General features: G+C 44.1%; 25 protein-coding genes. 14 read left to right on the top strand and 11 right to left on the bottom strand.

From position 1 onward, the window contains the following. Positions 1-45: 45 nt before the first annotated feature. Complete coding sequence (locus PLH26_RS02255; RefSeq protein ID WP_324584354.1) at positions 46-513, top strand: DUF983 domain-containing protein; 468 nt, start codon at positions 46-48, stop codon at positions 511-513. 207 nt (positions 514-720) lie between these two features. Further along, on the top strand, positions 721-2,034 hold the full coding sequence (locus tag PLH26_RS02250) for a gluconate:H+ symporter (RefSeq protein ID WP_324584353.1): 1,314 nt from the start codon (positions 721-723) through the stop codon (positions 2,032-2,034). Positions 2,035-2,244: 210 nt separating this feature from the next. Here the strand turns inward: PLH26_RS02250 and PLH26_RS02245 are convergent, their stop codons facing one another. Then, positions 2,245-3,027, bottom strand: coding sequence for an enoyl-CoA hydratase/isomerase family protein (locus PLH26_RS02245; RefSeq protein WP_324584352.1), 783 nt, complete (start codon positions 3,025-3,027; stop codon positions 2,245-2,247). Positions 3,028-3,124: 97 nt separating this feature from the next. On the opposite strand from PLH26_RS02245, the gene PLH26_RS02240 reads away from it, so the two are divergent. After that, positions 3,125-3,583: a hypothetical protein gene (locus PLH26_RS02240; protein ID WP_324584351.1), complete on the top strand. Its 459-nt coding sequence runs from the start codon at positions 3,125-3,127 to the stop codon at positions 3,581-3,583. A gap of 88 nt (positions 3,584-3,671) precedes the next feature. On the opposite strand, the gene PLH26_RS02235 is transcribed toward PLH26_RS02240, so the two are convergent. Then, on the bottom strand, positions 3,672-4,253 hold the full coding sequence (locus PLH26_RS02235) for an adenylate kinase (protein ID WP_324584350.1): 582 nt from the start codon (positions 4,251-4,253) through the stop codon (positions 3,672-3,674). 239 nt (positions 4,254-4,492) lie between these two features. Between PLH26_RS02235 and PLH26_RS02230 the strand changes: the two genes are divergently transcribed. The 3 genes from PLH26_RS02230 to PLH26_RS02220 all read left to right on the top strand — a co-directional run bounded on the left by PLH26_RS02230 (position 4,493) and on the right by PLH26_RS02220 (position 7,744). Next, positions 4,493-5,803: a pyridoxal phosphate-dependent aminotransferase gene (locus PLH26_RS02230; protein WP_324584349.1), complete on the top strand. Its 1,311-nt coding sequence runs from the start codon at positions 4,493-4,495 to the stop codon at positions 5,801-5,803. Positions 5,804-5,845: 42 nt separating this feature from the next. Continuing rightward, positions 5,846-6,553: a DUF4197 domain-containing protein gene (locus tag PLH26_RS02225; protein ID WP_324584348.1), complete on the top strand. Its 708-nt coding sequence runs from the start codon at positions 5,846-5,848 to the stop codon at positions 6,551-6,553. Between the two features lie 153 nt (positions 6,554-6,706). After that, a complete protein-coding gene (locus tag PLH26_RS02220) occupies positions 6,707-7,744 on the top strand; it encodes a 2-oxoacid:ferredoxin oxidoreductase subunit beta (protein ID WP_324584347.1) in 1,038 nt (345 codons plus the stop codon). A gap of 586 nt (positions 7,745-8,330) precedes the next feature. Here the strand turns inward: PLH26_RS02220 and PLH26_RS02215 are convergent. Next, on the bottom strand, positions 8,331-9,218 hold the full coding sequence (locus PLH26_RS02215; RefSeq protein ID WP_324584346.1) for a cupin-like domain-containing protein: 888 nt from the start codon (positions 9,216-9,218) through the stop codon (positions 8,331-8,333). A 209-nt stretch (positions 9,219-9,427) separates the two neighbouring features. Between PLH26_RS02215 and PLH26_RS02210 the strand changes: the two genes are divergently transcribed. The 4 genes from PLH26_RS02210 to PLH26_RS02195 all read left to right on the top strand — a co-directional run bounded on the left by PLH26_RS02210 (position 9,428) and on the right by PLH26_RS02195 (position 12,479). Beyond that, the gene (locus tag PLH26_RS02210; protein WP_324584345.1) at positions 9,428-10,060 is read left to right on the top strand and encodes an acyl carrier protein phosphodiesterase; all 633 of its coding nucleotides are present in this window, start codon (positions 9,428-9,430) and stop codon (positions 10,058-10,060) included. Between the two features lie 63 nt (positions 10,061-10,123). After that, on the top strand, positions 10,124-10,684 hold the full coding sequence (locus PLH26_RS02205; RefSeq protein ID WP_324584344.1) for a DUF2911 domain-containing protein: 561 nt from the start codon (positions 10,124-10,126) through the stop codon (positions 10,682-10,684). 17 nt (positions 10,685-10,701) lie between these two features. Beyond that, complete coding sequence (locus PLH26_RS02200; RefSeq protein WP_324584343.1) at positions 10,702-11,349, top strand: DUF2911 domain-containing protein; 648 nt, start codon at positions 10,702-10,704, stop codon at positions 11,347-11,349. Positions 11,350-11,429: 80 nt separating this feature from the next. After that, the gene (locus PLH26_RS02195) at positions 11,430-12,479 is read left to right on the top strand and encodes a 3-oxoacyl-ACP synthase III family protein (RefSeq protein WP_324584342.1); all 1,050 of its coding nucleotides are present in this window, start codon (positions 11,430-11,432) and stop codon (positions 12,477-12,479) included. On the opposite strand, the gene mtgA is transcribed toward PLH26_RS02195, so the two are convergent. From mtgA to PLH26_RS02170, 5 genes are all read right to left on the bottom strand, one after another. Next, positions 12,432-13,187: a monofunctional biosynthetic peptidoglycan transglycosylase gene (mtgA, locus tag PLH26_RS02190; RefSeq protein ID WP_324584341.1), complete on the bottom strand. Its 756-nt coding sequence runs from the start codon at positions 13,185-13,187 to the stop codon at positions 12,432-12,434. The genes PLH26_RS02195 and mtgA overlap by 48 nt on opposite strands. Before the next feature lie 53 nt (positions 13,188-13,240). Next, the gene (locus tag PLH26_RS02185) at positions 13,241-13,795 is read right to left on the bottom strand and encodes a hypothetical protein (protein ID WP_324584340.1); all 555 of its coding nucleotides are present in this window, start codon (positions 13,793-13,795) and stop codon (positions 13,241-13,243) included. A 68-nt stretch (positions 13,796-13,863) separates the two neighbouring features. Continuing rightward, positions 13,864-14,505 (bottom strand): LysE family translocator, encoded by a 642-nt coding sequence (locus tag PLH26_RS02180; RefSeq protein WP_324584339.1) that lies wholly within the window; start codon positions 14,503-14,505, stop codon positions 13,864-13,866. A 97-nt stretch (positions 14,506-14,602) separates the two neighbouring features. Then, entirely contained in the window at positions 14,603-16,129 is a 1,527-nt protein-coding gene (locus PLH26_RS02175) for a GH3 family acyl-acid amido synthetase (protein ID WP_324584338.1), read from the bottom strand. Between the two features lie 113 nt (positions 16,130-16,242). Continuing rightward, entirely contained in the window at positions 16,243-17,445 is a 1,203-nt protein-coding gene (locus tag PLH26_RS02170; protein WP_324584337.1) for a glycosyltransferase family 2 protein, read from the bottom strand. Between the two features lie 156 nt (positions 17,446-17,601). Between PLH26_RS02170 and PLH26_RS02165 the strand changes: the two genes are divergently transcribed. Then, positions 17,602-19,449: a 2-oxoacid:acceptor oxidoreductase subunit alpha gene (locus PLH26_RS02165; protein WP_324584336.1), complete on the top strand. Its 1,848-nt coding sequence runs from the start codon at positions 17,602-17,604 to the stop codon at positions 19,447-19,449. A gap of 236 nt (positions 19,450-19,685) precedes the next feature. Here PLH26_RS02165 and PLH26_RS02160 read toward each other — a convergent pair whose 3' ends face one another. Next, positions 19,686-20,513 (bottom strand): universal stress protein, encoded by an 828-nt coding sequence (locus PLH26_RS02160; RefSeq protein WP_324584335.1) that lies wholly within the window; start codon positions 20,511-20,513, stop codon positions 19,686-19,688. A 304-nt stretch (positions 20,514-20,817) separates the two neighbouring features. On the opposite strand from PLH26_RS02160, the gene bcp reads away from it, so the two are divergent. The 3 genes from bcp to PLH26_RS02145 all read left to right on the top strand — a co-directional run bounded on the left by bcp (position 20,818) and on the right by PLH26_RS02145 (position 21,913). After that, complete coding sequence (gene bcp, locus PLH26_RS02155) at positions 20,818-21,285, top strand: thioredoxin-dependent thiol peroxidase (RefSeq protein ID WP_324584334.1); 468 nt, start codon at positions 20,818-20,820, stop codon at positions 21,283-21,285. Next, positions 21,286-21,594, top strand: a complete 309-nt coding sequence (locus PLH26_RS02150) for an eCIS core domain-containing protein (RefSeq protein ID WP_324584333.1) — start codon at positions 21,286-21,288, stop codon at positions 21,592-21,594. Between the two features lie 94 nt (positions 21,595-21,688). Beyond that, the gene (locus tag PLH26_RS02145) at positions 21,689-21,913 is read left to right on the top strand and encodes a glycoside hydrolase family 16 protein (RefSeq protein ID WP_324584332.1); all 225 of its coding nucleotides are present in this window, start codon (positions 21,689-21,691) and stop codon (positions 21,911-21,913) included. Positions 21,914-22,289: 376 nt separating this feature from the next. Here the strand turns inward: PLH26_RS02145 and tnpA are convergent, their stop codons facing one another. Both tnpA and PLH26_RS02135 read right to left on the bottom strand, forming a co-directional pair. Next, a complete protein-coding gene (tnpA, locus tag PLH26_RS02140; protein ID WP_324584331.1) occupies positions 22,290-22,742 on the bottom strand; it encodes an IS200/IS605 family transposase in 453 nt (150 codons plus the stop codon). 217 nt (positions 22,743-22,959) lie between these two features. Then, the coding region (locus tag PLH26_RS02135) for an aminotransferase class I/II-fold pyridoxal phosphate-dependent enzyme (protein WP_324584330.1) at positions 22,960-23,312 on the bottom strand (353 nt) is incomplete at its 5' end.

Below are 23,312 nucleotides of genomic sequence, written 5' to 3'. Positions count from 1 at the left end.
CTCTGATATTTGGTGAAGAATTAAGACATTTGCAAAAATTCCTGAATGAGCACAGAAGAAAGGAAACCCGGCTATTTTTTGTCGGTACTGGATAATCGTTGCCCGCGTTGCCGCAGGGGTGGGATTTTTAAAAGCAGCAACCCATACAAACTAAAAACGGCCCTTAAAATGCACCCCAATTGCCTGGTTTGCGGGCAGCCTACCGAAATTGAAGTGGGTTTCTATTACGGCACTGCTTATGTAAGCTACGGGCTCACCGTAGGTTTTAGCGTATTCACCTTTATCGCCTGGTGGTTGCTCATCGGCTTTTCCGTTCAGCCGGGTGATTTTCGCTTGTTATGGTGGGGCATCACCAATGCCGTTTTACTGATCGTGCTTCAGCCCATATTCATGCGCCTGTCGCGAAGCCTCTGGCTTTCGTGGTTTGTGAAATATGACTCCGACTGGAAAGTTAACGATATTCCCTTAGAAAGCACTGAGCGCATTGTTCCGGAGCAAATGAACAACTGGTAAAGTTTGGTGCCGGTTGCTGACGGTAAATGATAAAATCCTTTTTTTCGGCGCGGGCTACATTAATCGCAAACGCCGCGTGCAGGATACTTGCTGTTGCAGAGATATAACAGCTGCATACTTAATTTCCATTTCTTATATTAGCAAAATTATAAACGATTGTGTAGCAGCAGGTGGTGATGTAATCAAATTCAAAAATCTCATTTAAATATGACACTGCTTATTATCGCCGGCTGTATCCTGCTGCTTGTATTGCTTATTACCTGGGGTAAAACCAATGCTTTCCTTGCTTTTTTGATCGTATCACTACTTGCAGGGGGGCTGCTGGGCATTCCGCTGAACAAGCTGGCTGTAGCGGTAGAAAAAGGAATGGGCGATACTTTAGGGGCGCTGGCCGGCGTAATTATGATGGGCGCCATGCTTGGGAAACTGGTTGCCGAAAGCGGCGCTGCACAGCAAATTGCTTCTTCCCTAATGAAGGTTTTTGGCGTAAAGTATATTCAGTGGGCTTTAATGATCACCGGTTTTGTAATAGGCATACCCCTGTTTTATAATGTGGGCTTTGTATTGATGGTTCCGCTTATTTTTTCTGTTGCCTATCAGTTTAAGCTGCCTGCCGTATATATCGGTCTGCCTATGCTGGCCTCCTTATCGGTTACCCACGGTTACCTGCCTCCGCACCCGGCGCCTGCGGCACTGGTAAGCCAGTTCAACGCAAGTATGGGATTGACGCTTTTGTATGGCCTGGCGGTTGCTATTCCTGCCATCATTATTGCGGGCCCTTTTTATGCCAAAACGCTAAAAAAGATTGTTTCTGTTCCCTTACAAACGTTTAAGCCTGTTGTACTTCCCGAAGAAAAACTACCGGGACTTGCCAATAGCCTCCTGTCTTCTTTATTACCCGTTGTATTGCTTATTGCCACAACGGTTATACCTTTTCTTTTTCCTTCATCGGCATTGCTGAACAATGCATCGGCTTTTTTTGGCAATGCCATGATCGTTATGCTTATAGCCCTGATCGTTGCTACTTTTTCCCTGGGCGTGTCAACAGGCATGCCAATAAAAAAAATAATGAGCGTATATGAAAGCGCGGTAAAAGATGTAGCCATGATATTGCTGATCATTGCGGGAGCCGGCGCCTTTAAGGAAGTACTCACGGCAAGCGGTGTAAGCAATGATATAGCGGAGGCGTTGCAGCATTGGACACTGCATCCGTTATTCCTTGCCTGGATCATTGCAGCCATCATACGGGTGTGCATTGGCTCGGCCACTGTAGCAGGGCTTACCACTGCAGGCATCGTTGCCCCTATTGTTGCGCAGGGCGCTGTAAATCCCAACCTGATGGTTTTATCTATCGGTGCCGGCAGCCTTATGTTTTCGCATGTAAACGACGGAGGGTTCTGGCTGTTTAAAGAATATTTTAACCTGAGTGTAAAAGATACGATCCGTTCGTGGTCGCTGATGGAAACGATCGTTGCTATAGTAGGACTTGCCGGGGTAATGCTGCTGAGTGTGTTTGTGTAGTGAGGTATTGGCTATCAGTGGATAATTACTAACGATAGGATGAATATTCCTTTTCTATACTGCTTTAGCTGATTGCTAATTGCCGAGAGACTGACAGCCTGCGGATTCCGGGAGTTTATGGTTTTTAGTTTTTTGTTTATAGTTGTATTCCTTCGCATTTCAAAATTCAGGCTTCGGGCTTCCGCCATAAATTGTCAGCAGTTATTCTGACTACCGATCCTGATCCTTTTTCTTTAATTTTTCGAGAGCCGTTTTTGTAAAGGAGCTCGTTGCCAGTTTGCCGCTGACCGCAGCCCGTTGGTGTAATATAGTGTCCCAATCGCCGGTTCCTTCCCACAGGATCTTTTTCAATTCGATCAGGGCTTCAGGATTGGCATGGGCCAGTTCATTGGCCAGGCGTTGGATGGATTCATCCATATCTTCCACAGCAGGGTGCAGTTCGGCATATAAGCCATGCCTCCTCGCCCAGTCCGCGGGGCGCCACATGCCGGCGTCAATGGCCAGGTGGCTGAAAGCGCTTATCCCTATTTTCCTTTCTATTGCCGGTCCTACTACAAAAGGACCAAGTCCTATTGACAATTCACTCAGCTTTACATCGGCCCCTTCTGAAGCAATGGCATAGTCGGCCGCCGCGGCAAGCCCCACTCCGCCGCCTACACATTTGCCCTGGATACGCGCTATAATTAATTTGGGGCAGCGGCGCATGGCATTGATCACATTGGCAAACCCACTGAAAAACCTTTTTCCCTCTTCAGCAGTCCCGATAGCCAGCAATTCCTTAAGCGAAGCTCCGGCACAAAATGCCCTGGCGCCTGCGGATCGTAAAACAATGACTTTTGTATCTTTTTCAAGCCCGGCGCTGTGTATTTCCTGGCCAAGATCATTTAAGATGGCTACAGGTAAGGAATTGCTTTGCGGATGAAAAAATTCAATGACAGTTATTTCTTTTTGATGCTCAACCTTTACATACCCTTCCTGTATTTCACGTATCATATTGTTATTGAATTGTAACACAAATTACTAAAATTAAAGAAGCATAGTATCTTCCGCTTAACCCTTTACCTTTGCGGTAATCTTTATGCATTGACGTATGATGAAAATATTTGTTCCGGTTATTGTAACTATAATGATCATGTCGTGTAACGGCAACAGGGGTGCTTCCGGTAGTGAAGAACAACAAAACAATTCATCTGTTCCCAGAACGCTTTCCGACAGCCTGTACAAAACGGCAATGGAAGGGCATGATATAGGAATGGCAAAAATGGGTGAAATTGCCCGTTACCGGAAACTGGTAAAACAGAAAACAGATTCGGTTGCGGATCTCAAAAACAAAGCGACGCTTCAGCCGCCATTGGATTCGGCATTACAGGGGCTTACTCATGCAGAAGAGCTGATGAACCGGTGGATGCAGGACTTTGATCCCGATAAAGCCGGTAATACCGAAGCGGAAAAGGTTGATTATTACCGGAATGAAAAAGAAAAGATAGATACTGTTAATGCATATATCTTTAAAAGTATTGAAATGGCAAAACAGCTGGTGAATGAGTAAATTCAAGTTAGTACTTTACCGATTTTTTGATTTCTGATTTTCAAATCAGCGATCAGCAAATCAAAAATCAGCAATTTCGTTATCCTTACTACTTACCACTCTTCTTATCCACCTCTTTGCAAAGCGCTTCAAAAATTTCGTCGATACTGCCTTCTCCTTCTACATGCTTTACTTTATCAAACTTCTTATAATAATCCGCAACAGCTGATGTTTTTTTATGGTATTCCGCGATCCGGGCACGGATAACCGTTTCATTGTTGTCGTCGCTGCGCCCGGAAGTTTTACCTCTTTTAAGTAAGCGCGATACCAGTTCTTCCTCGCTTACATCGAGTGCCAGCATAAGATGTATACCCGTTTTTTTTAATTTAAGCAGTTTATCCAAAGCTTCAGCCTGCGCTTCTGTACGGGGAAATCCATCAAACAAAAAACCTGCAGCTTCGGGGTTAGCATCTAAGGCAGAACTGATCATGCCAATCACCACTTCATCAGGAACCAGTTGACCCTTGTCCATAAAATTCTTCGCTTCCAGTCCCAGGGGTGTTTGACCGGCAATTTCGCTGCGCAGCAAATCGCCGGTAGAGAGGTGCTTTAACCCGTATTTTGAGATCAGTTTTTCGGATTGTGTGCCTTTACCGCTTCCGGGAGGACCGAATAAAATCAAATTAAACATGTATTTATCAGCCTTGGGTGAACGGCAAATATAAAGGAACGGCTTTAAAATTCTCTTAACAATTGCCGTAATCGTTCCAAACAAATCAATTTTTTAGCCATTTGTGCATTTAAAATGCCCGGTAAAGACGCTCCGGTGGCTGTAAGCTATTTACTCCTTAATGCTTACCCCTTACCACTTATTGCTTACCACTAAAATAATCTTGGCTCCTCCCATAACAGAGGGTAATTTTGCCTGATATGGAAAACAAATTACATCAGCAGGAACTGGCGCCCGAGAATATTAAGTTGCAGGAACACTTCTCCCGGCTTGCCGAAACGTTGATCGGATCGGAAATCGTTAAGCTGGGGGGTGAAATACGGGAGAAAATAAAACAGGGAGAAAAGATATACAATTTTACGATTGGCGATTTTGACCCCGAAATTTTTCCAATCCCAAAAGAACTGGAAAACGAAATCATAGACGCCTACCGCAAACATTTTACCAATTACCCTGCGGCAGAAGGTAATGTTGATCTTCGCGAAGCTATTGCTGCTTTCCTGCGTCAAAAAGAAGGATTACAATATAATACTTCCGAAATATTGGTAGCATCCGGCGGACGTCCGCTGATCTATGCTTTTTTTAGAACGATCGCCGATAAAGACGATAAAATAATTTATGCCGTTCCGTCCTGGAACAACAATCATTATACCCATTTTGTTGAAGGCATTCATTGTGAAGTAGAAGCCAGTGCCGAAAATAATTTCATGCCAACAGCAGCCGATATTGCTCCCCATATTAAAGATGCGGTGATATTAGCCCTGTGCTCGCCGCAAAATCCAACAGGAACTACTTTTACGAGGGACGCCCTGGAAGCGATATGCGATATGGTGCTGGAAGAAAACAGCCGCCGTGGGGAAGGTGAAAAAAAACTATATGTTTTATACGACCAGATGTACTGGCAGCTTACCCATGGTGATATTCTGCATTACGACCCCGTATCGCTCCGCCCTCAAATGAAAGCTTATACAGTTTATATAGATGCCATAAGCAAATGTTTTGCCGCCACAGGCGTAAGGGTGGGTTGGGCTATGGGCCCGGAACGGATCATGAGCAAAATGAAAGCTATCCTTTCGCACGTGGGCGCCTGGGCGCCTATGGCAGAGCAAAAAGCCGTTGCACGGTTTTTATTGCAGTACAACGCAGTAGACGATTATCTGCAACAGTTTAAAACCGAAATATCGCTCCGGCTGCGAAAAATATACGATGGCTTTATGCGTTTGAAAAAAGAAGGCTTGCCGGTAAACGCCATTGCCCCGCAGGCTGCCATTTATCTTACCATAAGAGTAAATGCAACAGGTATGAGAACTGCTGCAGGGCGCCTGCTTGAAGAGCAGAAAGATGTGACCGGTTACCTGCTCAACGAAGCCGGGATAGCTGTAGTACCTTTCTATGCATTTGGGGCGTCAAAAGACTCCAGCTGGTACAGGCTGAGTGTGGGCGCTTGTAAAAAAGAAGAAATTGATGCCATGATAGAAGCACTGTCCGGGGCATTGCGTAAGTTAAAATAGTTAACCGGCATATAATCCTTTTAAAGACCCAAAAACAACTTTATGAAAATACTGCTGGCGATCGCCATTTTCTTTTTGCTAACCGGCTGCGAAACCACACAGCAGGTGTTAAACAGCATGAATACCGGAACGCCTGCACTGTCCGCTACAGAAATTGCATCGGGCTTGAAAGAGGCCCTGCGTATCGGCACTCAAAACAGCACCGGCAGGCTTGCGGCGGCGGATGGATTTTTCAGCAATGCCGCCATTAAGATACTGATGCCCGAAGAAGCTAAAAAAGTGGAAAGCACTTTAAGGAGCATAGGACTGGGCAGCCTGGTAGATAAGGCGGTGCTTTCTATGAACAGGGCTGCTGAAGATGCCGCCAGATCTGCTACCCCCATTTTTGTGGATGCTATAAGAACGATGACGATAACCGATGCGCTTGGTATATTAAAAGGCGGGGATTACGCAGCCACCAATTACTTTAAAGACAAAACCACGCTTTCCTTAACCAACGCCTTTCGCCCCGTAATTGAAAAGGCATTAGCCAAAGTTGATGCTACCAAATACTGGAATGATGCATTTACCGCATACAATAAATTCGCTGCAAAACCCGTGAATACCGACCTTGCCGGTTATGTAACAGAACGATCTTTGGCGGGTATTTTTTATGAGGTAGGGCAGGAAGAGCAGAAGATCAGGAAAGATCCTGCTGCAAGAGTAACGGAGCTGTTGAAAAAAGTGTTTAACGGCAACAACCAGCAATAAAAATATAATAATATAATGGAGCCGGATGTACCGGCCGAAGCCATTTCTCCTTTCGTTTTCATTTACGATTTTAGGAGAATGTTACCATAAGGAAAGCCCTTTAGGGGTAGTTTGTGCCGGCATAGTCTTAATTTTGCTGTTATTTCAATAACCATGAGCATAACAGCAATTCCCCCTCAACCCACGTTAACCGCCAAAGATTTTGCTACCGACCAGGAAGTAAGATGGTGCCCGGGCTGCGGGGATTATTCCATATTGGCACAGGTACAAAAAGTGATGCCCGGCATAGGCGTTCCAAAAGAAAATATAGTTATTATTTCAGGTATAGGCTGTTCCTCCCGGTTCCCCTATTATATGAACACATATGGCATGCATTCCATACATGGGAGGGCAACGGCCATTGCGTCTGGTTTAAAGGCGTCAAGACCTGAACTGAGCGTATGGATCGTGGCTGGCGACGGAGACGCCCTGAGCATTGGCGGTAATCATACCATACACCTGTTGCGGCGCAACTTTGATGTAAACATGCTGTTGTTCAATAACCAGATATACGGTTTAACCAAGGGGCAATATTCACCTACTTCCGAACAACAAAAAATAACCAAGTCTACTCCATTGGGAAGCATAGACCATCCTTTTAACCCGCTGGCGCTGGCTATGGGAGCCGATGCCACATTTGTAGCGCGCAGCATGGACCGTGATCCAAAACATTTGCAGGAAATGCTGGTACGGAGCCACAGGCATAAAGGCGCTTCCTTTTTAGAAATATACCAGAACTGCAACATTTTCAATGATGGCGCTTTTGCAATGTTCACGGAAAAAAGCTCCAAGCCCGATCAGACGATCTTTTTAGAGCAGGGCAAGCCGCTGGTATTTGGCACGGCAAAGAACAAAGGCATAAAGCTGGACGGCTTTAAGCCCATAGTGGTGGAACTGGAGAACGGGTTTAGTGAAAGTGATCTCTGGATACACGATGAGAATGATTTTTACAAAGCGCAGATACTGGTGAGGATGTTTGATGATCCTGCCATAGAAGGTCATTTACCGCGTCCCTTTGGCGTATTTTATGAAACAACAAGACCCTGCTATGAAGATGTTATGGCCATGCAGATTGAAGAGGCTATAGCAACAAAGGGCCCGGGTGATTTGGATAAACTATTAAGAGGAAGGGAAGTTTGGGAAATAGCTTAGGAAGTTTGAATTGGTTCAGGCTACAGGATACAGGGTGCACCGTTTCAATGCTACTGCGTCGTTCATACTCAAGCCGCCCATACGGGGCAGTCGTGATGAAGTGCTACAGAGATCTGTCCAAAAGTAATGTGTTTTGCCACAGCTTGTTCCTTCGGAAAGGGCACTAAGGCACCAAAAAAATAAAACACGAAGATCAGCACTTTGTGTTTTTGTGTCTTTGTGGCATATTTCCGGGCCGCTTCTTCTTAGGGGGGATAAGGGAATGCCGGCGATAGACATCACCGGCCTGTGCTTACCTCTGAAACCACAAAAAGAAAAAGTTGATACGGCAACGTATTGATAAAACCCCAATAAAGTTGATTGTTACCGCCCGGTAAACTTTATTCGGGAATTACGGACTTATAAATAAAGCAGAATAAGGTTGACAGCTTACTAGTTTATATCAGATTTTAAAAAGACGGGGCTGGACGAAAGTCGAGGAAGATTGGAAATTAATTTAGTCGTATTAACCGGTGTAATACCTTACGCGAAAGTAAATGATTGCATTAATATTTCAAATAAAAACTCAATGTGTTTCCGGGATTTATCAATTTTCAGCTTTTTCCAGCACCTTTTGAGCAGCTTTCATAGCCTTATCCTCTTTGAGCCTATTCCACCATTTGGGAACAGTCTTTTTCATAAGGGTATCTATACTGCGCATTCCTATTAAATTCCAGGCGCCTTTCACTTTTCCGCCAATGCCCTGGTGAAGTGCTCTCAGGCTCATGGCAAAGCCACTGTCTATATACTCCATATGATGCCAGTATCCGGCGGGCATATAAAGGGTGTCGCCATGGTGTAAGATCACCTCGTATCCTTTTGCCAGCTTTAAAGCCGGGAAACGACTATAGTCGGGCATGCCGTTGTACTCATAATAATGGGAAAAGTCGGCCAGGCTCAATACCTCAAAAGGCTTCCTGTACAGCTTATGCTGCTCCTCATAAGGGAAAAGCAATACTCTTTTTCTACCTACGAATTGCGTATGCATGATGTGCGAAAGATCAATATCAAAATGGAGGTGCGTAACGGAAGTTGCCCCTCCTGCAAAAAGCATAGGAAACCGTTTAACAAACCCGTTCATCAGATCATCCGGCCATTCAAAATCGTGGGTTAGTTGGGGTGCATGATCAAAAATATTAAACAAAAAAATACGCCAGCCTGCCGGACCTTTCCGGATCAGGTCAATGTACTCACCAAAGCTGGTGTATTCATCGGCCTTGTTCACGGGTGTAAAGGCATCACTTTTATTGTTATTAAAAATGCCTACCCGCTTATCACCCACTATTTCCTTAAAATAATCCCATGTCCATTTATAATATGCGGGCCAGTTCCCGGACATGCTTTTTATTACTACAGGCTTCCCCGCTTCATAATACTGCTTTTTAAAAACATCTGGCGTAATGGTGTCTACTGTTTCAACAGGCTGTAACAGCATATAGGCTATATTTAAGTACCGGCAAAAATAATCCTTCCATGCATGCAAGGTGTTAAAAGGTTGATAATCTGAAAAATATAAAGATAACCGGCATCTGCCCGCATTATCTTATATTTAGAAGCAGGAAATTTTAGAATCATCAAAGACTTCCTAAAAACGATTCCGGACATTTTGTAAATGTATTGGATACCTCTCCATGAATCGCACCAATGATCACGAATGATTCTGTAAATCCCGTATATCGTTTTATGAATTACCTGGCTCACGCTTTTTTATCTTTCCGGCATCCGCAAATATTAGTGGGCAATATGATCAGTGATTTTGTAAAGGGTAAAAAAAAAGATGATTATCCCGGTCTCATCAAAAAGGGGATCATGCTCCACCGTAGTATTGATAATTTTACAGATTCACATGAGGCTACTATGTTCGCAAAACAATTTTTCAGGCCGCACTACCGGTTATATTCTGGCGCTTTTGTTGATGTGGTGTATGATCACTTTTTGGCCAATGACAACAATGAGTTCAGCAGTAACGAGCTAATGGGGTTTTCGCAGCAAACCTATGAAGTGCTTGATCAGTATAGTGCTTATCTGCCGGAAGGTTTCAACAATATGCTTCCCTATATGAAAAAGCAGAACTGGCTGTACAACTACCGCTACAGGTGGGGCATTCAAAATAGTTTCGGAGGCCTGGTGCACCGGGCTGCCTATTTAACAGAAAGTAAAAAGGCCTTTGATGTTTTTGAAGATCATTACAGCGAGCTGCGTGAATGCTATGATGTTTTTTTACCGGATGTAAAAAAAATGGCATGGTTGCATTTTCAATCACTTCTTTCTGCCTGAAAAAGCGGTCAACCGGTTATTATTATCTTTTTCATGATCATGCAAACCTGTACATTTGTTCGTATGAAAAAAATATTTGCTTTTGCTCTTGGGCTCATGCTTGTAATTTCTACTGCTGCACAGGAAAATTGGCCGCCTTTAGACAATTCCCCGATGGATATGATCTACCTTCCTGTTGACTACCCTATTCTTAAGATCAGGAAATCGGCTCCGCAAACGCCTGTCATAAAGATCATTTACAGCCGGCCCCAGAAAAAAAACCGGAAAGTGTTCGGTGAATTGGTAGAATATGGAACGGTGTGGCGGCTTGGAGCAAATGAAGCTACAGAACTGGATCTTTTTAAGGATGTAAAAATCGCCAGTACTAAAATCAAAAAAGGAAGGTATACAATGTATGCTATTCCTTACAAAGAGAAATGGACAGTGATCATCAACAAAGACAATGATGTGTGGGGCTCGTTTGCATATGATGAAAAAAAAGATGTTTTGCGTACAGATATTAAAACAGAAAAAAATACCGAACCTGTTGAATCTTTTACCATGATGTTTAAGAAAACAGATGCAGGCGCCAATCTGCTGATGTCCTGGGAAGATGTAAAAGTATCACTGCCCGTTACACTATAAAAGATCATGCTTCATATATGGCTCACCCCTCCTGCAAATTTTACAGCATAGGTACTGCCTTACTATACCTGATGCTTTGCGCCTGTGATTTTCACACCTCATCTCAAAAAAAAGCAGCAGATACCACTATCGTATCCGTACCCCGCCAGGAAAATGGCAGCAACTTTTATATGCTGGATAAATCACCGTTGGATATCATATACTTCCCTCCGGAATATCCCAAGCTCAAGATGCTGGGCAAAATAACTACGGGCCCCGTATTGAGAATATTGTACAGCAGGCCGCAGAAAAACGGCAGGAAAGTTTTTGGAACGGTGGTTAAGTATGGTGAGCACTGGCGTTTAGGTGCGAATGAAGCCACAGAAATAGAATTCTTTGAGGATGTTATCATCCAGGAAACAAAGATCCCTAAAGGAAGATATATGCTGTACTGTATACCTCAGCCTGCAGAATGGACGCTTATCCTTAACAGTGATCTGTACAGTTGGGGATTGAAAATAGATGATCAGAAAGATATTTTTAAATTCACAGTGCCTGTATCTCATGCAAACCCCGCCATAGAAGCTTTTACAATGGAAACCGAGAAAACAGCTGACGGTGCTCTGTTGTGGATTGGATGGGATGATACCAAAGCCTCTTTGCCGGTTCAATTGCCGGCAAAATAATACCATACACATCCCTCATTTCTTTCTATATCTTCGTCGTGCCATTGATGTCTGATATTTTCACCGTTAAAATACCTGCTATGTTGCGCACAAAAATTGCCGGAATAGGAATGTATGTACCCGAACAGGTTGTTTCCAATGATGATCTGAAAAAATATATGGATACAAACGATGCCTGGATACAGGAACGCACCGGCATCAAAGAAAGAAGATATGCAAAACGCACCGGTGAAACAACCGCAACGATGGGGGTGGAGGCCGCAAAAAGGGCAATGGAAAGGGCAGGTACTTCGGCACAGGATATTGACTTTATTATTTTTGCTACACTGAGTCCCGATTACTATTTCCCGGGCTGCGGCGTATTGGTTCAGCGGGCACTGAAAATGAAAGAAACAGGGGCGCTGGATGTACGCAATCAATGCAGCGGTTTTATATATGCGCTGAGTGTGGGCGACCAGTTCATTAAATCGGGTATGTATAAAAACATCCTGGTGATAGGTAGTGAAAAACATTCTTTTGGCCTGGATTTCAGCACGCGCGGACGAAACGTATCCGTTATTTTTGGCGACGGTGCGGGCGCGGTAGTATTGCAACCTGCACAAAATAATGAGCAGGGAATATTAAGCACACACCTGCACAGCGATGGAGAAAATGCCGAACTGCTGGCCATGTATAATCCGGGTACGCACGCCAATTACTGGACAGAAAAGCAACTGGCGGATTTTGATGATGCTGAAATAGCAAACATGTTCATGAGCCATAACATGATTGATAATGCACAAAATTTTCCGTTTATGGACGGACCATCCGTTTTTAAAAAAGCTGTTGTAAAAATACCCGAAGTAGTTATGGAAGCGCTAACGGCCAACCAGCTCACACCTGCTGATATTGATATGCTGATCCCGCACCAGGCCAATTTGCGTATCAGCCAGTTTGTTCAGCAAAAACTGGGATTGAGAGACGACCAGGTGTACAATAATATCCAGCAGTATGGCAACACAACTGCCGCGTCTATTCCCATAGCCTGGTGCGAAGCCTGGGAAAAAGGGAAAATAAAAAAAGGCGACCTGGTTTGTCTGGCCTCATTTGGAAGCGGGTTTACCTGGGGCAGCGCTCTGCTGAGATGGTGATTTCTTTGTTTTTTTGCCGGGTAAAACTTTTATTATATCTGCATCGCCATCCAGGTTTTTCATTTGCAGCAGCACCCAGGGATAGCGAACCGATACAAAGCGTGATAATGGCTTTATTGTATACCGAACAGGGTTGGGCAATGCTGATGCGATCATGGCTGCTTCACTACGGCCAAGCCTGGCGGCGGATTTTTTAAAATAGTGCTGCGCCGCAGCTTCAATGCCAAATATGCCCTTACCCATTTCAATAACATTAAGATAAACTTCGAGTATACGTTCTTTTCCCCAAACCCATTCAATCATAAAGGTGAAATACATTTCCATCCCTTTACGGAACCAGCTGCGGTCTTGCCATAAAAAAACATTTTTGGCTACCTGCTGACTAATGGTGGATGCGCCCACGATCCTGTTCTTTTTTTTCTGCTTCTTTTCAATCGCTTTTTGAATGCTTTTCCAGTCAAACCCGTTGTGATCAGGAAAAAGCTGGTCTTCCGAAGCAATAACGGCCAAGCCTGCATACGGAGATATTTTATCGGCAGCAACATAATCTCTCGTAAGCCCGTTGCCGCTCAGGAAGCTCCCAAGTTGGGTAAGCGTTATGGGGGGATTGATCCATTTCAAAATAATGATGTATACAAGTTGTAAAATGAAAAGGATCAGGAACAGCCTTTTACAAAAACGCCAAACGCGGACAAAGAAATTTTTCACATTATGCAAAATAATAAGGCTGCAAAATAAAACAATTGCAGTAGCCTTACACGTTATTTCTGCAACGGCGACATTTTTATATATTCCATTTTATATTTTTTCCCCACAGGATAATAATATTTCCTCAGCTTGCGCATGGTAAAACCCAATGCTGCCACACCGCCAGAAATGACCAGTGTTGAAGGATATATCTTTCTTTTTTGTGTAAGCCCGTTAAAAGTATGCAGGAAGGCATAACCCCCGCCACTTAGCATAAACAACGTGCCATTGCGTACAAATTCAAATGCTTTTGGCGGTTTGGGAATGGCAGCAATTTCTCTATAGTGAAACCGCAGGTCATAATAACCAATGGTATCCCGCACCCTTGTTCCCCACATGGTGGGAAACATTCTAACATCGTACTGTACAATATATATGGTGTCGTTGTAAATCTTTTCGATTATCCCGTTTACAGCCGACCCGTTGAGATGAACAAATTCAATAGGCATTCCTTTAAAAAAAGTTTTGATCGTACGATCTCTTTTCCTGAAGGATAAAAAATCACTTTGCTGTGAGAAGGAAGAAAGAGAGAAGAAAAAACACGCCGGCAGCAATAGAAATTTGCACATGAAATAAATTTATGGTTTGTAGCAGGGGCTTTCACCCCAATAACCTGTAACCTGTAAACCTGCAACACTCAATGCACTTTATCGCTCCAAAAAACTATTCCATATATAAGCGCAAAAGCGAACCCGATTAAAATACCTCCGGAAATTTTTGTGATCAGTGAAACATTTTGCACGGTTAGCCTTTTACGCAAACTTCCAGCCAGCAGCACTTTGGCAGCATCTGCCAGCATGTTGAACAATATGCATGTGGTAAAAATCACGATGCGTTGCTGAAGCGTATGAGTAACCGCAAATGCAGTGGCATTTACCAGCCAAAAAATGATAACACTTGGATTGAGGCTGTTGATCAGGAATCCGGAAAGAAAGATGTGGGTATGATCCTTCCTGGCCAATTTAACTTCCAGTCCGCCGCCGTTTGCCCTGATCCTGATCTTTTTAAAAAAAAGATAATATATGCCCATGGCCATCAAAAACGAGCTGCCCGTATAGCCGATCAGCTTTTTGTATTCCAGTAGTTCCTTTACCAGTTCGGTAAACGCATTGCACAGGATTACCAGAACGATGTCACTTATCCACACCCCTGCCACGAAACTAAAACCGCCTTCATGTCCATTGTAAATACTTTGTTTGATTATAGTAAAGATCACCGGGCCTACTGATAAGGCTAAAACTAATCCCAAAGCCAGTCCTTTCAAGAGGGCCTCAATCATGATTTACCTTTTAAATTCACCAATTTGAAGGTATAAATGTAAGAAACCAGGGTTAACTGTTTCTGTAAAAAACCGTTAACGAAAACCGGAGCATCGTTTATATAAAAGCAGAAGTAATAAATCGTTGCCATTCTTCCAGCATTTTCCCCTTCATAACCCTGGGAAATTTATGTTGCCCGCCCAACTTGCCCTTTTGCTGCATAAACTCCATAAAGGTATTTTCAGATAAAATAGTCAGCAATACCTCTTTCAATGCGCTTTTTCTTTCCACAGCATAATCATCGTTCAATTCTTTCAGGTTATTGTCTATCGCTGCACGCAGCCCCTCTGCATCTACGGCATCATCACAGGCAACATACCAGTGATGCGCAAAAAATGACTCATAAGGAATGCCTGCCACAGTAAACTCAGGAATGGAAATATTCATTTGCTGTCCTGCCAGTTGAATGGCTTTATTCATGTTATCAACACTCAGGTGCTCTCCCACCAGGTTCAGGAAATGCCTGGTTCTTCCGGTAATGATTATTTCCGACCTTTTTTTATCTGTAAACCTCACGGTGTCTCCAATAAGATATCTCCACGCACCCGCAGAAGTGCTCAGTAAAATAGCGTAGTCCTTTTCTTCTTCCACTTCATCCAGGAGCAGCGCCTGTGCATTTGTCTTTATATTTCCTTCGGGGTCGAAATTTTGATTGTTAAAGGGAACAAACTCAAGAAAGATATGCTCATTGGTGCTCAGCTTCATGCCCTTCCCGTTCTGCCTGTCCTGGTAAGCGATAAACCCTTCCGAAGCAAGATATGTTTCTATATAGGTAAGCGGTTTACCAAGCAATTTTTCAAACCCTTTTTTATAAGGATTAAAGGCTACACCACCATGAACATAAAAAGCAAGATTGGGCCATATTTCATGTATGTTTTTGAGGTTGTACCTGTCTATGATCATCTCCATGCACATCTGGATCCATGCCGGCACACCTACTACAAATCCTATATCCCAATGAGGGGCCTGCTCAACGACCTCGTCCAGTTTGGTTTTCCAGTCTTTGGTACGCGCAATCTTTTTACCGGGCTTATAAAAAGGAGTAAACCAAAAGGGAACTTTTTTTGCTGTAATGCCACTCAGGTCGCCTGAATAATAACCCGGGCCTTTTTGCAGGTCTGTGCTTCCCCCCAGCATAAGCCAGCCTTTGCGGATAGACCGTACCGGGATATTTTCATAATTGCGCAGGGTAAGCATTTGCTTGATCATTACGATACGATTTCCACGCATCAGATCGTTGGTAACAGGTATATATTTACTGGCAGATCCCGAAGTGCCTGAACTGAGGGCAAAGAATTCAATCTTCCCCGGCCAGCATACGTCGGGGATACCTTCTAATGTGCGGTGCCACCACTGGTCGTAGATGCTGTCATAATCAAAAAGAGGCACACGTTGCTGAAACATTTTCTCCGGGTATTTGTGCAGCAATATTTCATCAAAATGATAGGCCTGACCAAACTCTGTATATCTTGCCTTTTTTAATAATTTTTTCAAAACACGGCTCTGCTGCCGCTGTTGCGGCCCCGCATGCAATTTCAGTGTTCTTGCAATTGTTTTAGGAATCGGTATTTCAATAAGCCCCATTGAGTAGATATGGGTTAAACGATATTTAGCTAACGGGCAAATGTATGACACTAGTTTGTATGTGCCTAAATTCTGCAGCTTTTGTGCGCCGCTATTTTCATCCCGTAATACCCTTACCTGCGCATAAACAACTCTCCGGCTATGCCTCTGCTGCCGGCAGCATTTATTCCTACCCGTATTCCCGCATTGCCAAGTTCCTCCGTTAATCTTATTATTTCCCCGAAGCTGTATCTCCCCTCACACATGATAATGTTTTTGATATTGGCATTTTTTAATATGCCTGCTATATCCGGATGCGCTGCGGCATTCTGCTTCACCGGCAAAAGATCAATTTGCAGGGCCTCCCCGTTATTTATATTTTGTATCAATGCCCGTACATCTTTATAATTTTCTTCTCCGCCTATAACAAGCACCTGTATTGAAGTTTCCTTATTAAACTGCTTTTTCACGGCATTTGCATTATTTCTTGCCCAGTAAAGCAAATTTGCAGTAGCTGCGCTTAACCCTATGGCTGTTTGTATGCAGGTATTGTATAAACCGGATTTGCGTTTTCCGTAATGCTTATCAGCGAAAATGCGCATGGCCCGGTAAAACATTTGCACATAGTGCATATTTTTTCGGGGAGTGCTTTTTCCTTTAAAATGAAGTATGGTCACTCCGGGATAATAATAATTTTTGTATCCCTGCTTTTGAATACGGTAACTCAGATCAATGTCTTCACCATACATAAAAAAAGCTTCGTCAAAGCCGCCGGTAATATTGAGTACAGCTTTCTTTATCATCATAAAAGCGCCGGCCAGCACATCCACTTCATGGGTTTGGTCATCGCTTAAATTGCCAAGATAATATTTTGCAAGGCGTGGGGAACGGGGAAACAAACGGGCAAGCCCCGTAAGCTTAAAAAAAGAAGCTGCGGGTGAAGGGAAAGCTCTTTTGCTTTCTTTTAAAAAACGACCCGATTCGTCAATCATCCGCACACCCAGGGCGCCGGCCTGAGGATGTGCTCTCAAGAAATCAATACAACGTTCAAAGCAATCTTCGCCGACAATGGTATCCGGATTTAAAAATAAAATATATGATCCCCTGGCGTGCATTAAGCCCAGGTTACAGGCTTTTGCGAAACCCAGGTTTTCGCTGAGCCAGTAAAACTGAACCTCTGCGAAAGCTTTTTCCAGGTAATCACGGCTGCCATCGGCAGAATGATTGTCAACTACAATTACTTCCATTGCAATGCCCCTCCCTGCCTTGTATACAGCATAAAGACATTGTTCCAGGAAAAATTTTACATTGTAGTTAACAATAATTACAGAAAGCACAACAATATCAGATTAAAGCAACGAATTAAGAAATTTTAAAGAAGTCCGCAAAATCTTATCCGTGAGCCGCATATTCAGACAAACTCATGACTTAAATTTTTGCTCGCGCAAATGCACGTTGAACTAACTTTGCAAAGTTTCAATTAAATAAGAACAATGGCTACGAAGACAGAAGTTTTACAGGAAATAGTAATCAAATTTGCAGGAGACAGCGGTGATGGTATGCAGCTTACCGGGAGCCAGTTCACCAATAACACCGCACTTTTAGGTATAGACCTGGCCACTTTTCCGGATTTCCCGGCCGAGATACGTGCTCCCCAGGGCACATTGCCCGGTGTAAGCGGGTACCAGTTGCGGTTTTCAAGTGATATGGTGTATACGCCCGGCGATGAATGCGATGTGCTGGTGGCCATGAATGCCGCAGCATTGAAAGTAAATTTGAAGTCGCTGAAAAAGGGCGGAAGAATAATTGCCAACACAGACGGGTTCGATGTAAAAAACCTCCGGCTGGCCAATTATCCTGATGGTATCAATCCCCTGGAAGACGAGAGCCTTGGCAGCTATGAGGTTATCAAAATGGATGTTACCAAAATGACCAGGGAGGCTTTGAAGGATATCACCATGGGTACAAAGGAAAAAGATAGGGCGAAAAATATGTTCGTACTGGGTTTCTTATACTGGATGTACAACCGCAGCATGGATAGTACCATTCAGTTTATAAGGGAAAAATTTGGGAAGAAACCTGAAATTTTTGAGAGCAATGTAAAAGCGCTCAGGGCCGGGTATAATTATGGCGATACCACTGAGACTTTTGGTACTACTTATGCAGTAGCTAAAGCGCGTATGGAAAGCGGCACTTACCGCTCTATTATGGGCAACCAGGCGCTCACTTACGGGCTGATCGCCTTTTCCCAAAAAAGCAGGCTGCCTATGTTCCTGGGATCCTATCCCATTACGCCGGCTTCGGATATCTTACATGAGCTAAGCCGCCACAAGTCATTTGGCATACGTACTTTCCAGGCCGAAGATGAAATTGCAGGGATCTCCGCTGCCATTGGTGCGGCCTACGGAGGCAGTCTGGGGATTACTACCACTTCCGGCCCGGGGATGGCCTTAAAAACAGAGGCAATGGGACTGGCTGTTATGCTTGAAATTCCGTTGGTTATCGTAGATGTTCAACGCGGCGGGCCTTCTACCGGCTTGCCGACCAAAACAGAGCAAAGCGATTTATTGCAGGCCTATTATGGAAGGAACGGGGAATGTCCTATGCCCGTGGTTGCCGCTTCTTCACCGCATGATTGTTTTGATGCAGTATATGAAGCCTGCCGCATTGCGGTGCAACACATGACCCCCATTATTTTTTTGAGCGACGGTTATATTGCCAACGGAGCCGAACCCTGGCGCTTTCCTCAAAGCAGCGACCTGCCTGAAGTGCCCGTTCATTTCAAAAGAGAGCTGGGGCATGGCGAAGAAAAATACCATCCTTATCTGCGCGACGAAAAGCTGGTTCGTTCATGGGCAGTACCGGGAACACCCGGGCTTGAGCACCGTATTGGCGGAATTGAAAAGCAAAATATTACCGGAAATGTAAGCTACGACCCCGAAAATCACCAGTTGATGGTAAAGATCAGGGAAGAGAAGGTAGACAAGATAGCCGATGATATCCCTGAGCAACAATTAGACAGTGGTGCGGAAAAGGGGAAATTGCTGGTGCTTGGCTGGGGCTCTACCTACGGGGTTATAAAAAGCGCCGTTGCGGAGCTGCAGCTGCAGGGGCATGAAGTTTCCCATGCGCATATCCGTTACCTGAGGCCTTTCCCCCGTAATCTTGGGGATATCATTAAAAGCTTCGACCAGGTGCTTATTCCCGAGATCAACAACGGACAGCTCATAAAAATTATCCGCGACAAGTACCTGGTAGATGCTAAAGCCTATAATAAAATCATGGGTATACCTATTACCAAAAGCGAATTAACAGAGGCAATGAAGAAAATGCTGAATTAAGCAACAGCGGTTTGTATATGGAGAACGATCAGCCTTCAGGTGAGTTATTACCAGAATGAATACTACTTCATCTACTTCTCTCTCCTCACACTGTGCCGGGGCTTTCAGCCATCAGCTAAGGGCCATGAGTTGCTCATAGTTGGCCTGTAGCCTATGGCTTTTTGTTTAATGCATTCCTTCGGATTTCAAACTTCCGGCTTCGGATTTCCCCCGCTGCTCCTTACTGCTTTTAAGTCTTATTCCCACGAATGCAAAGCCAGTATAGGTACACTGCTGTGGTAAGCCAGCTTTTTTGTATTGCTGCTTTTGAAAAGACCCGACAGGAAGCTGTGTTTACGTGGAACAGTAATGATAATATCCGCGCTATACTCCTCTGCAAACTTATCTACCGCCGGTGTAAAATCTTCTTCCAGTACAAAAAAGAAATGTGGGTTATAACCCTTCAGCAGTGGTTCCAATTTCCTTTTTTCTTCCAGTTCCGCTTCGGGTACTGCCGCATGGGTTGTGGTTACATGCACCACATACAATTCCGGTTTAAGCATATCCAAAGCTTTCTTTAGCGGCCGTAAGGGAGTGGTTGATTCCACATTTTTGAGATCGGAAGTAAAAATGGCCCTTTCGATTTTTTTATAGGATGCATTCCCTGGTATAATAAACACCGGACAAATGTCCTTGCTGATCACATTCAGCGTATTGCTGCCGATAATCAACTGTTCGATCTTGCTGCTGCCGGTAATACCCATTACAATAAGGTCGGCTCCCTGCTGCTTTACATATTTTTCGAGACAGGGCGCCAGGCGGCCTTCTTCAGCTACCACATCAATGGGCACTGTTGAAATGCTTTTGAGTTCGTTCCTGAGGTTGTTCAATGCCATGATCGCTACATTTTTCCTTGCATCCGGGTCAATCAGCAAAGGCGTGCCATCGGAGCCCGCAATTATTGTTTCGTACACATAGTACAATGTAACAGTGCTGTCTGGCAGGTCTGCCGCTAACTGAACGGCGTACTTCGCCGCATTTACAGCAGGCTCGGAAAAATCTACCGGGGCAATGATCTTTTTCATGAATATGTAGTTTTATTGATAAATGTGGTTTTGAAGATACGAAATACCAGTTTCCAACCGCTGACTTGTGTGAGAAGATAAGTTGATTGTTATCAGGTAGCCCTTATCAACCCCTGTAAACGGATGCTGTAATGTTGTTATTGTTTGTTTGGTATATTGTCCTTTATGCCTAAAACAATAACATGAATTGAATTTTTATTTGCAGCCCCCGCGCCAGCTGCAGATTTTTTTGTGGTGCTGCAGCAGCATTTCCCCCACTCTATAATTTTCACATTTCCCACATTTCCCATATTTTCACATTCATATGATTACAATAAAAGAAGGTGATAAAGCTCCCGCCTTTTCCGGCAGGAATCAAAAAGGAGAAAAAATTGCTTTATCGGACTATAAAGGGAAAAAGCTGGTATTGTATTTTTACCCGGAAGATGATACGCCTGCCTGTACGGTACAAGCCTGTAATTTAAGGGACAATTTTTCTTTATTGAAACAAAAGGGGTTTGAAATACTGGGTGTAAGTCCCAATGACGAAAAATCACATAAGAAATTTGAAGAAAAATACTCACTTCCGTTTGATTTGCTGGCCGACCCAAACCATAAAGTTATTGATAAGTACGGGGTCTGGGGTCAAAAGCAGCTGTATGGCAGAAAGTACATGGGATTGCACAGGACCACGTTTATTATTGATGAAAAAGGAGTGGTCAGGAAAATTTTTCTACGTCCCAGGAATAAACAACATGCAGAAGAAATTATTAAGGCATGGGAACAGTTATAAATGCAAATAGATACCAGTAATATAAAAATAAGAGAACGTTCCTGGAAAGCGAAGCTCGCTGCCCGGTGGCTGGGGGTGGATAATGTGGCTTTTACTTTAGGCAAAACCATTCACCTGTACAATGCTACCGCCCAGGAGTTTTTGCACGATACCCGCTGGGTAAAACACGAATTGAAGCACGTTGAGCAATTCAGCCGGTACGGATTCATTCCCTTTATAGCCCGCTATACCATTGAAGCCATAAAAAAAGGGTACCGCAATAACAAATATGAAATTGAGGCCCGCATGGCGGAACATGACACGGGATAGGGAGCGCAAAGTTCAAACCGTTCTGCCACGATACATCCGCTCGGTTCGTTTCTCTATGTAACCCCGCACACCTCAACAATATACCTCCTCCTGTTTGATCACCAGGGGAAAACAAAACTGGCAGTATGGCCGTTTTGAAATGCGGGCCCGTATAGATACTGATCCGGGTATGTGGCCTGCCTGGTGGACACTGGGTATACAAAAACAGTGGCCGGAGAACGGCGAAACAGACATTATGGAGTATTACAGCGGCATACTTTTAGCAAACATCCTTTGTCGCGGTAAAGACAATTCCAATTGGCGGACAGAACGGTGGTGATCCCCGGCACACTGCATTTCCTAAAAGAATGGAGGTAGATTATGTGAGGGTGTGGGAAAGAAAGTAATTACCTCTGCCTGTATATTACGCCCCTCCAGGGCTTGCCTACAACGTTGCCTTTCCTTAGAGATACCGCCCCTTCGGGGCTGCGGCCTCCCAGTATTCCCGGCAAGATCTTCGATTCGAAGGGTATAGCTTCGTGTATTCTCCGAACGATATCCGTTTCGCGGTATAGTCTATCGCTATAAAAGTAATAGGCCTGTAATATAAACTAAACCCGGACCAGCCCTGAAAGGGCGATATCTCCGGATCCTGGGGCGTAGCCCCTCGTTTCTACCCGATCAATCTCCCCCGGTCGTGGGGTGCAGCCTTAAAACTAATCCCACACATACCTTTCATCATAATCTACTTCATAGTAATTGAGGTATTCTATGTATTCCTCCTGGAAGTTTTTCTTACTATGATGGGCATGCTGATTAGCGATATAGGCTATAACGGTGTCTGCCTCTGCGGGGTTAACAGAAAACGCACCATATCCGCTCTGCCAGTAAAAGTTACTTAGCGACCGGTCCTTTGTCTTTATCCATTTTGAGGAATGTGATTTTACTTCTTCCAGCAACTTCATTAAAGCAATTTTTTTTGACAGCCTGCAAAGAATATGAACATGATCTGTATAACCCCCGACTTTTATCGGCTGACAGTCCAGGCTTTTACAGATGCCCCCGAGGTAACTGTGAAGCTCATCTTCATACGGAGGATAAATAAGCGGCTGCCGGTACTTGGTGCTGAACACGAGATGAACGTAATTTTTTACAAGTGACTGTCCCATATTCCATAAGTTAGCGATGATAAAATAATATGTCTGAAATCTCTGCTACCAATATAATTAATTATTACCGGTAATACAATAGTAGATAGCAGGATACTTTGATGCTTCGATTAATTCCGCAGCCCTGAAAGGGCGATATCCCCGGATCGTCGGACGCAGCCCTTTATTTGTTATTTGCCGAGCTGTTTCACGGAACCCCGGATCAACCTCTCCGATATTACAGCCTTCTCAGCTTTTCCGCCGCTTTTTCCAGCGTCTCTTCTTTTTTACAAAAACAAAAACGCAGCACTTTATTGTCGGTGGGTGTTTGGTAAAATGCGGAAACGGGTATGGTGGCTACGCCGTGATCTTTCGTAATTCGAACAGCCAGATCTTTTTCCGTTTCATCGCTGAAATGGCCATAGCTGCCTAAAATAAAATAGCTGCCGTAAGAGTTGTGCATCTCAAATCTGGTGTCCTTCATCAATCGTAAAAAATAATCTCTCTTCTGCTGTATGAAAGCGCCCAGTAATTCATACTGGTCTTTTTGCTTTAAAAAGGAAGCAAGCGCTACCTGCTTGGGCGTATCCG

The organism is Agriterribacter sp. (assembly GCF_035444585.1).
In the GTDB taxonomy this organism is placed as follows: Bacteria; Bacteroidota; Bacteroidia; order Chitinophagales; family Chitinophagaceae; genus Agriterribacter.
Note: the sequence above shows the minus strand (reverse complement) of the source record. Positions and strands in the feature narration are given on the sequence as shown.

Coding starts and splice junctions, on each gene's coding strand:
- PLH26_RS02255 (WP_324584354.1), top strand. CDS start 46: ATGAGCACAGAAGAAAGGAAACCCGGCTATTTTTTGTCGGTACTGGAT.
- PLH26_RS02250 (WP_324584353.1), top strand. CDS start 721: ATGACACTGCTTATTATCGCCGGCTGTATCCTGCTGCTTGTATTGCTT.
- PLH26_RS02245 (WP_324584352.1), bottom strand. CDS start 3,027: ATGATACGTGAAATACAGGAAGGGTATGTAAAGGTTGAGCATCAAAAA.
- PLH26_RS02240 (WP_324584351.1), top strand. CDS start 3,125: ATGATGAAAATATTTGTTCCGGTTATTGTAACTATAATGATCATGTCG.
- PLH26_RS02235 (WP_324584350.1), bottom strand. CDS start 4,253: ATGTTTAATTTGATTTTATTCGGTCCTCCCGGAAGCGGTAAAGGCACA.
- PLH26_RS02230 (WP_324584349.1), top strand. CDS start 4,493: ATGGAAAACAAATTACATCAGCAGGAACTGGCGCCCGAGAATATTAAG.
- PLH26_RS02225 (WP_324584348.1), top strand. CDS start 5,846: ATGAAAATACTGCTGGCGATCGCCATTTTCTTTTTGCTAACCGGCTGC.
- PLH26_RS02220 (WP_324584347.1), top strand. CDS start 6,707: ATGAGCATAACAGCAATTCCCCCTCAACCCACGTTAACCGCCAAAGAT.
- PLH26_RS02215 (WP_324584346.1), bottom strand. CDS start 9,218: ATGCTGTTACAGCCTGTTGAAACAGTAGACACCATTACGCCAGATGTT.
- PLH26_RS02210 (WP_324584345.1), top strand. CDS start 9,428: ATGATCACGAATGATTCTGTAAATCCCGTATATCGTTTTATGAATTAC.
- PLH26_RS02205 (WP_324584344.1), top strand. CDS start 10,124: ATGAAAAAAATATTTGCTTTTGCTCTTGGGCTCATGCTTGTAATTTCT.
- PLH26_RS02200 (WP_324584343.1), top strand. CDS start 10,702: ATGGCTCACCCCTCCTGCAAATTTTACAGCATAGGTACTGCCTTACTA.
- PLH26_RS02195 (WP_324584342.1), top strand. CDS start 11,430: ATGTTGCGCACAAAAATTGCCGGAATAGGAATGTATGTACCCGAACAG.
- PLH26_RS02185 (WP_324584340.1), bottom strand. CDS start 13,795: ATGTGCAAATTTCTATTGCTGCCGGCGTGTTTTTTCTTCTCTCTTTCT.
- PLH26_RS02180 (WP_324584339.1), bottom strand. CDS start 14,505: ATGATTGAGGCCCTCTTGAAAGGACTGGCTTTGGGATTAGTTTTAGCC.
- PLH26_RS02175 (WP_324584338.1), bottom strand. CDS start 16,129: ATGGGGCTTATTGAAATACCGATTCCTAAAACAATTGCAAGAACACTG.
- PLH26_RS02165 (WP_324584336.1), top strand. CDS start 17,602: ATGGCTACGAAGACAGAAGTTTTACAGGAAATAGTAATCAAATTTGCA.
- PLH26_RS02160 (WP_324584335.1), bottom strand. CDS start 20,513: ATGAAAAAGATCATTGCCCCGGTAGATTTTTCCGAGCCTGCTGTAAAT.
- bcp (WP_324584334.1), top strand. CDS start 20,818: ATGATTACAATAAAAGAAGGTGATAAAGCTCCCGCCTTTTCCGGCAGG.
- PLH26_RS02150 (WP_324584333.1), top strand. CDS start 21,286: ATGCAAATAGATACCAGTAATATAAAAATAAGAGAACGTTCCTGGAAA.
- tnpA (WP_324584331.1), bottom strand. CDS start 22,742: ATGGGACAGTCACTTGTAAAAAATTACGTTCATCTCGTGTTCAGCACC.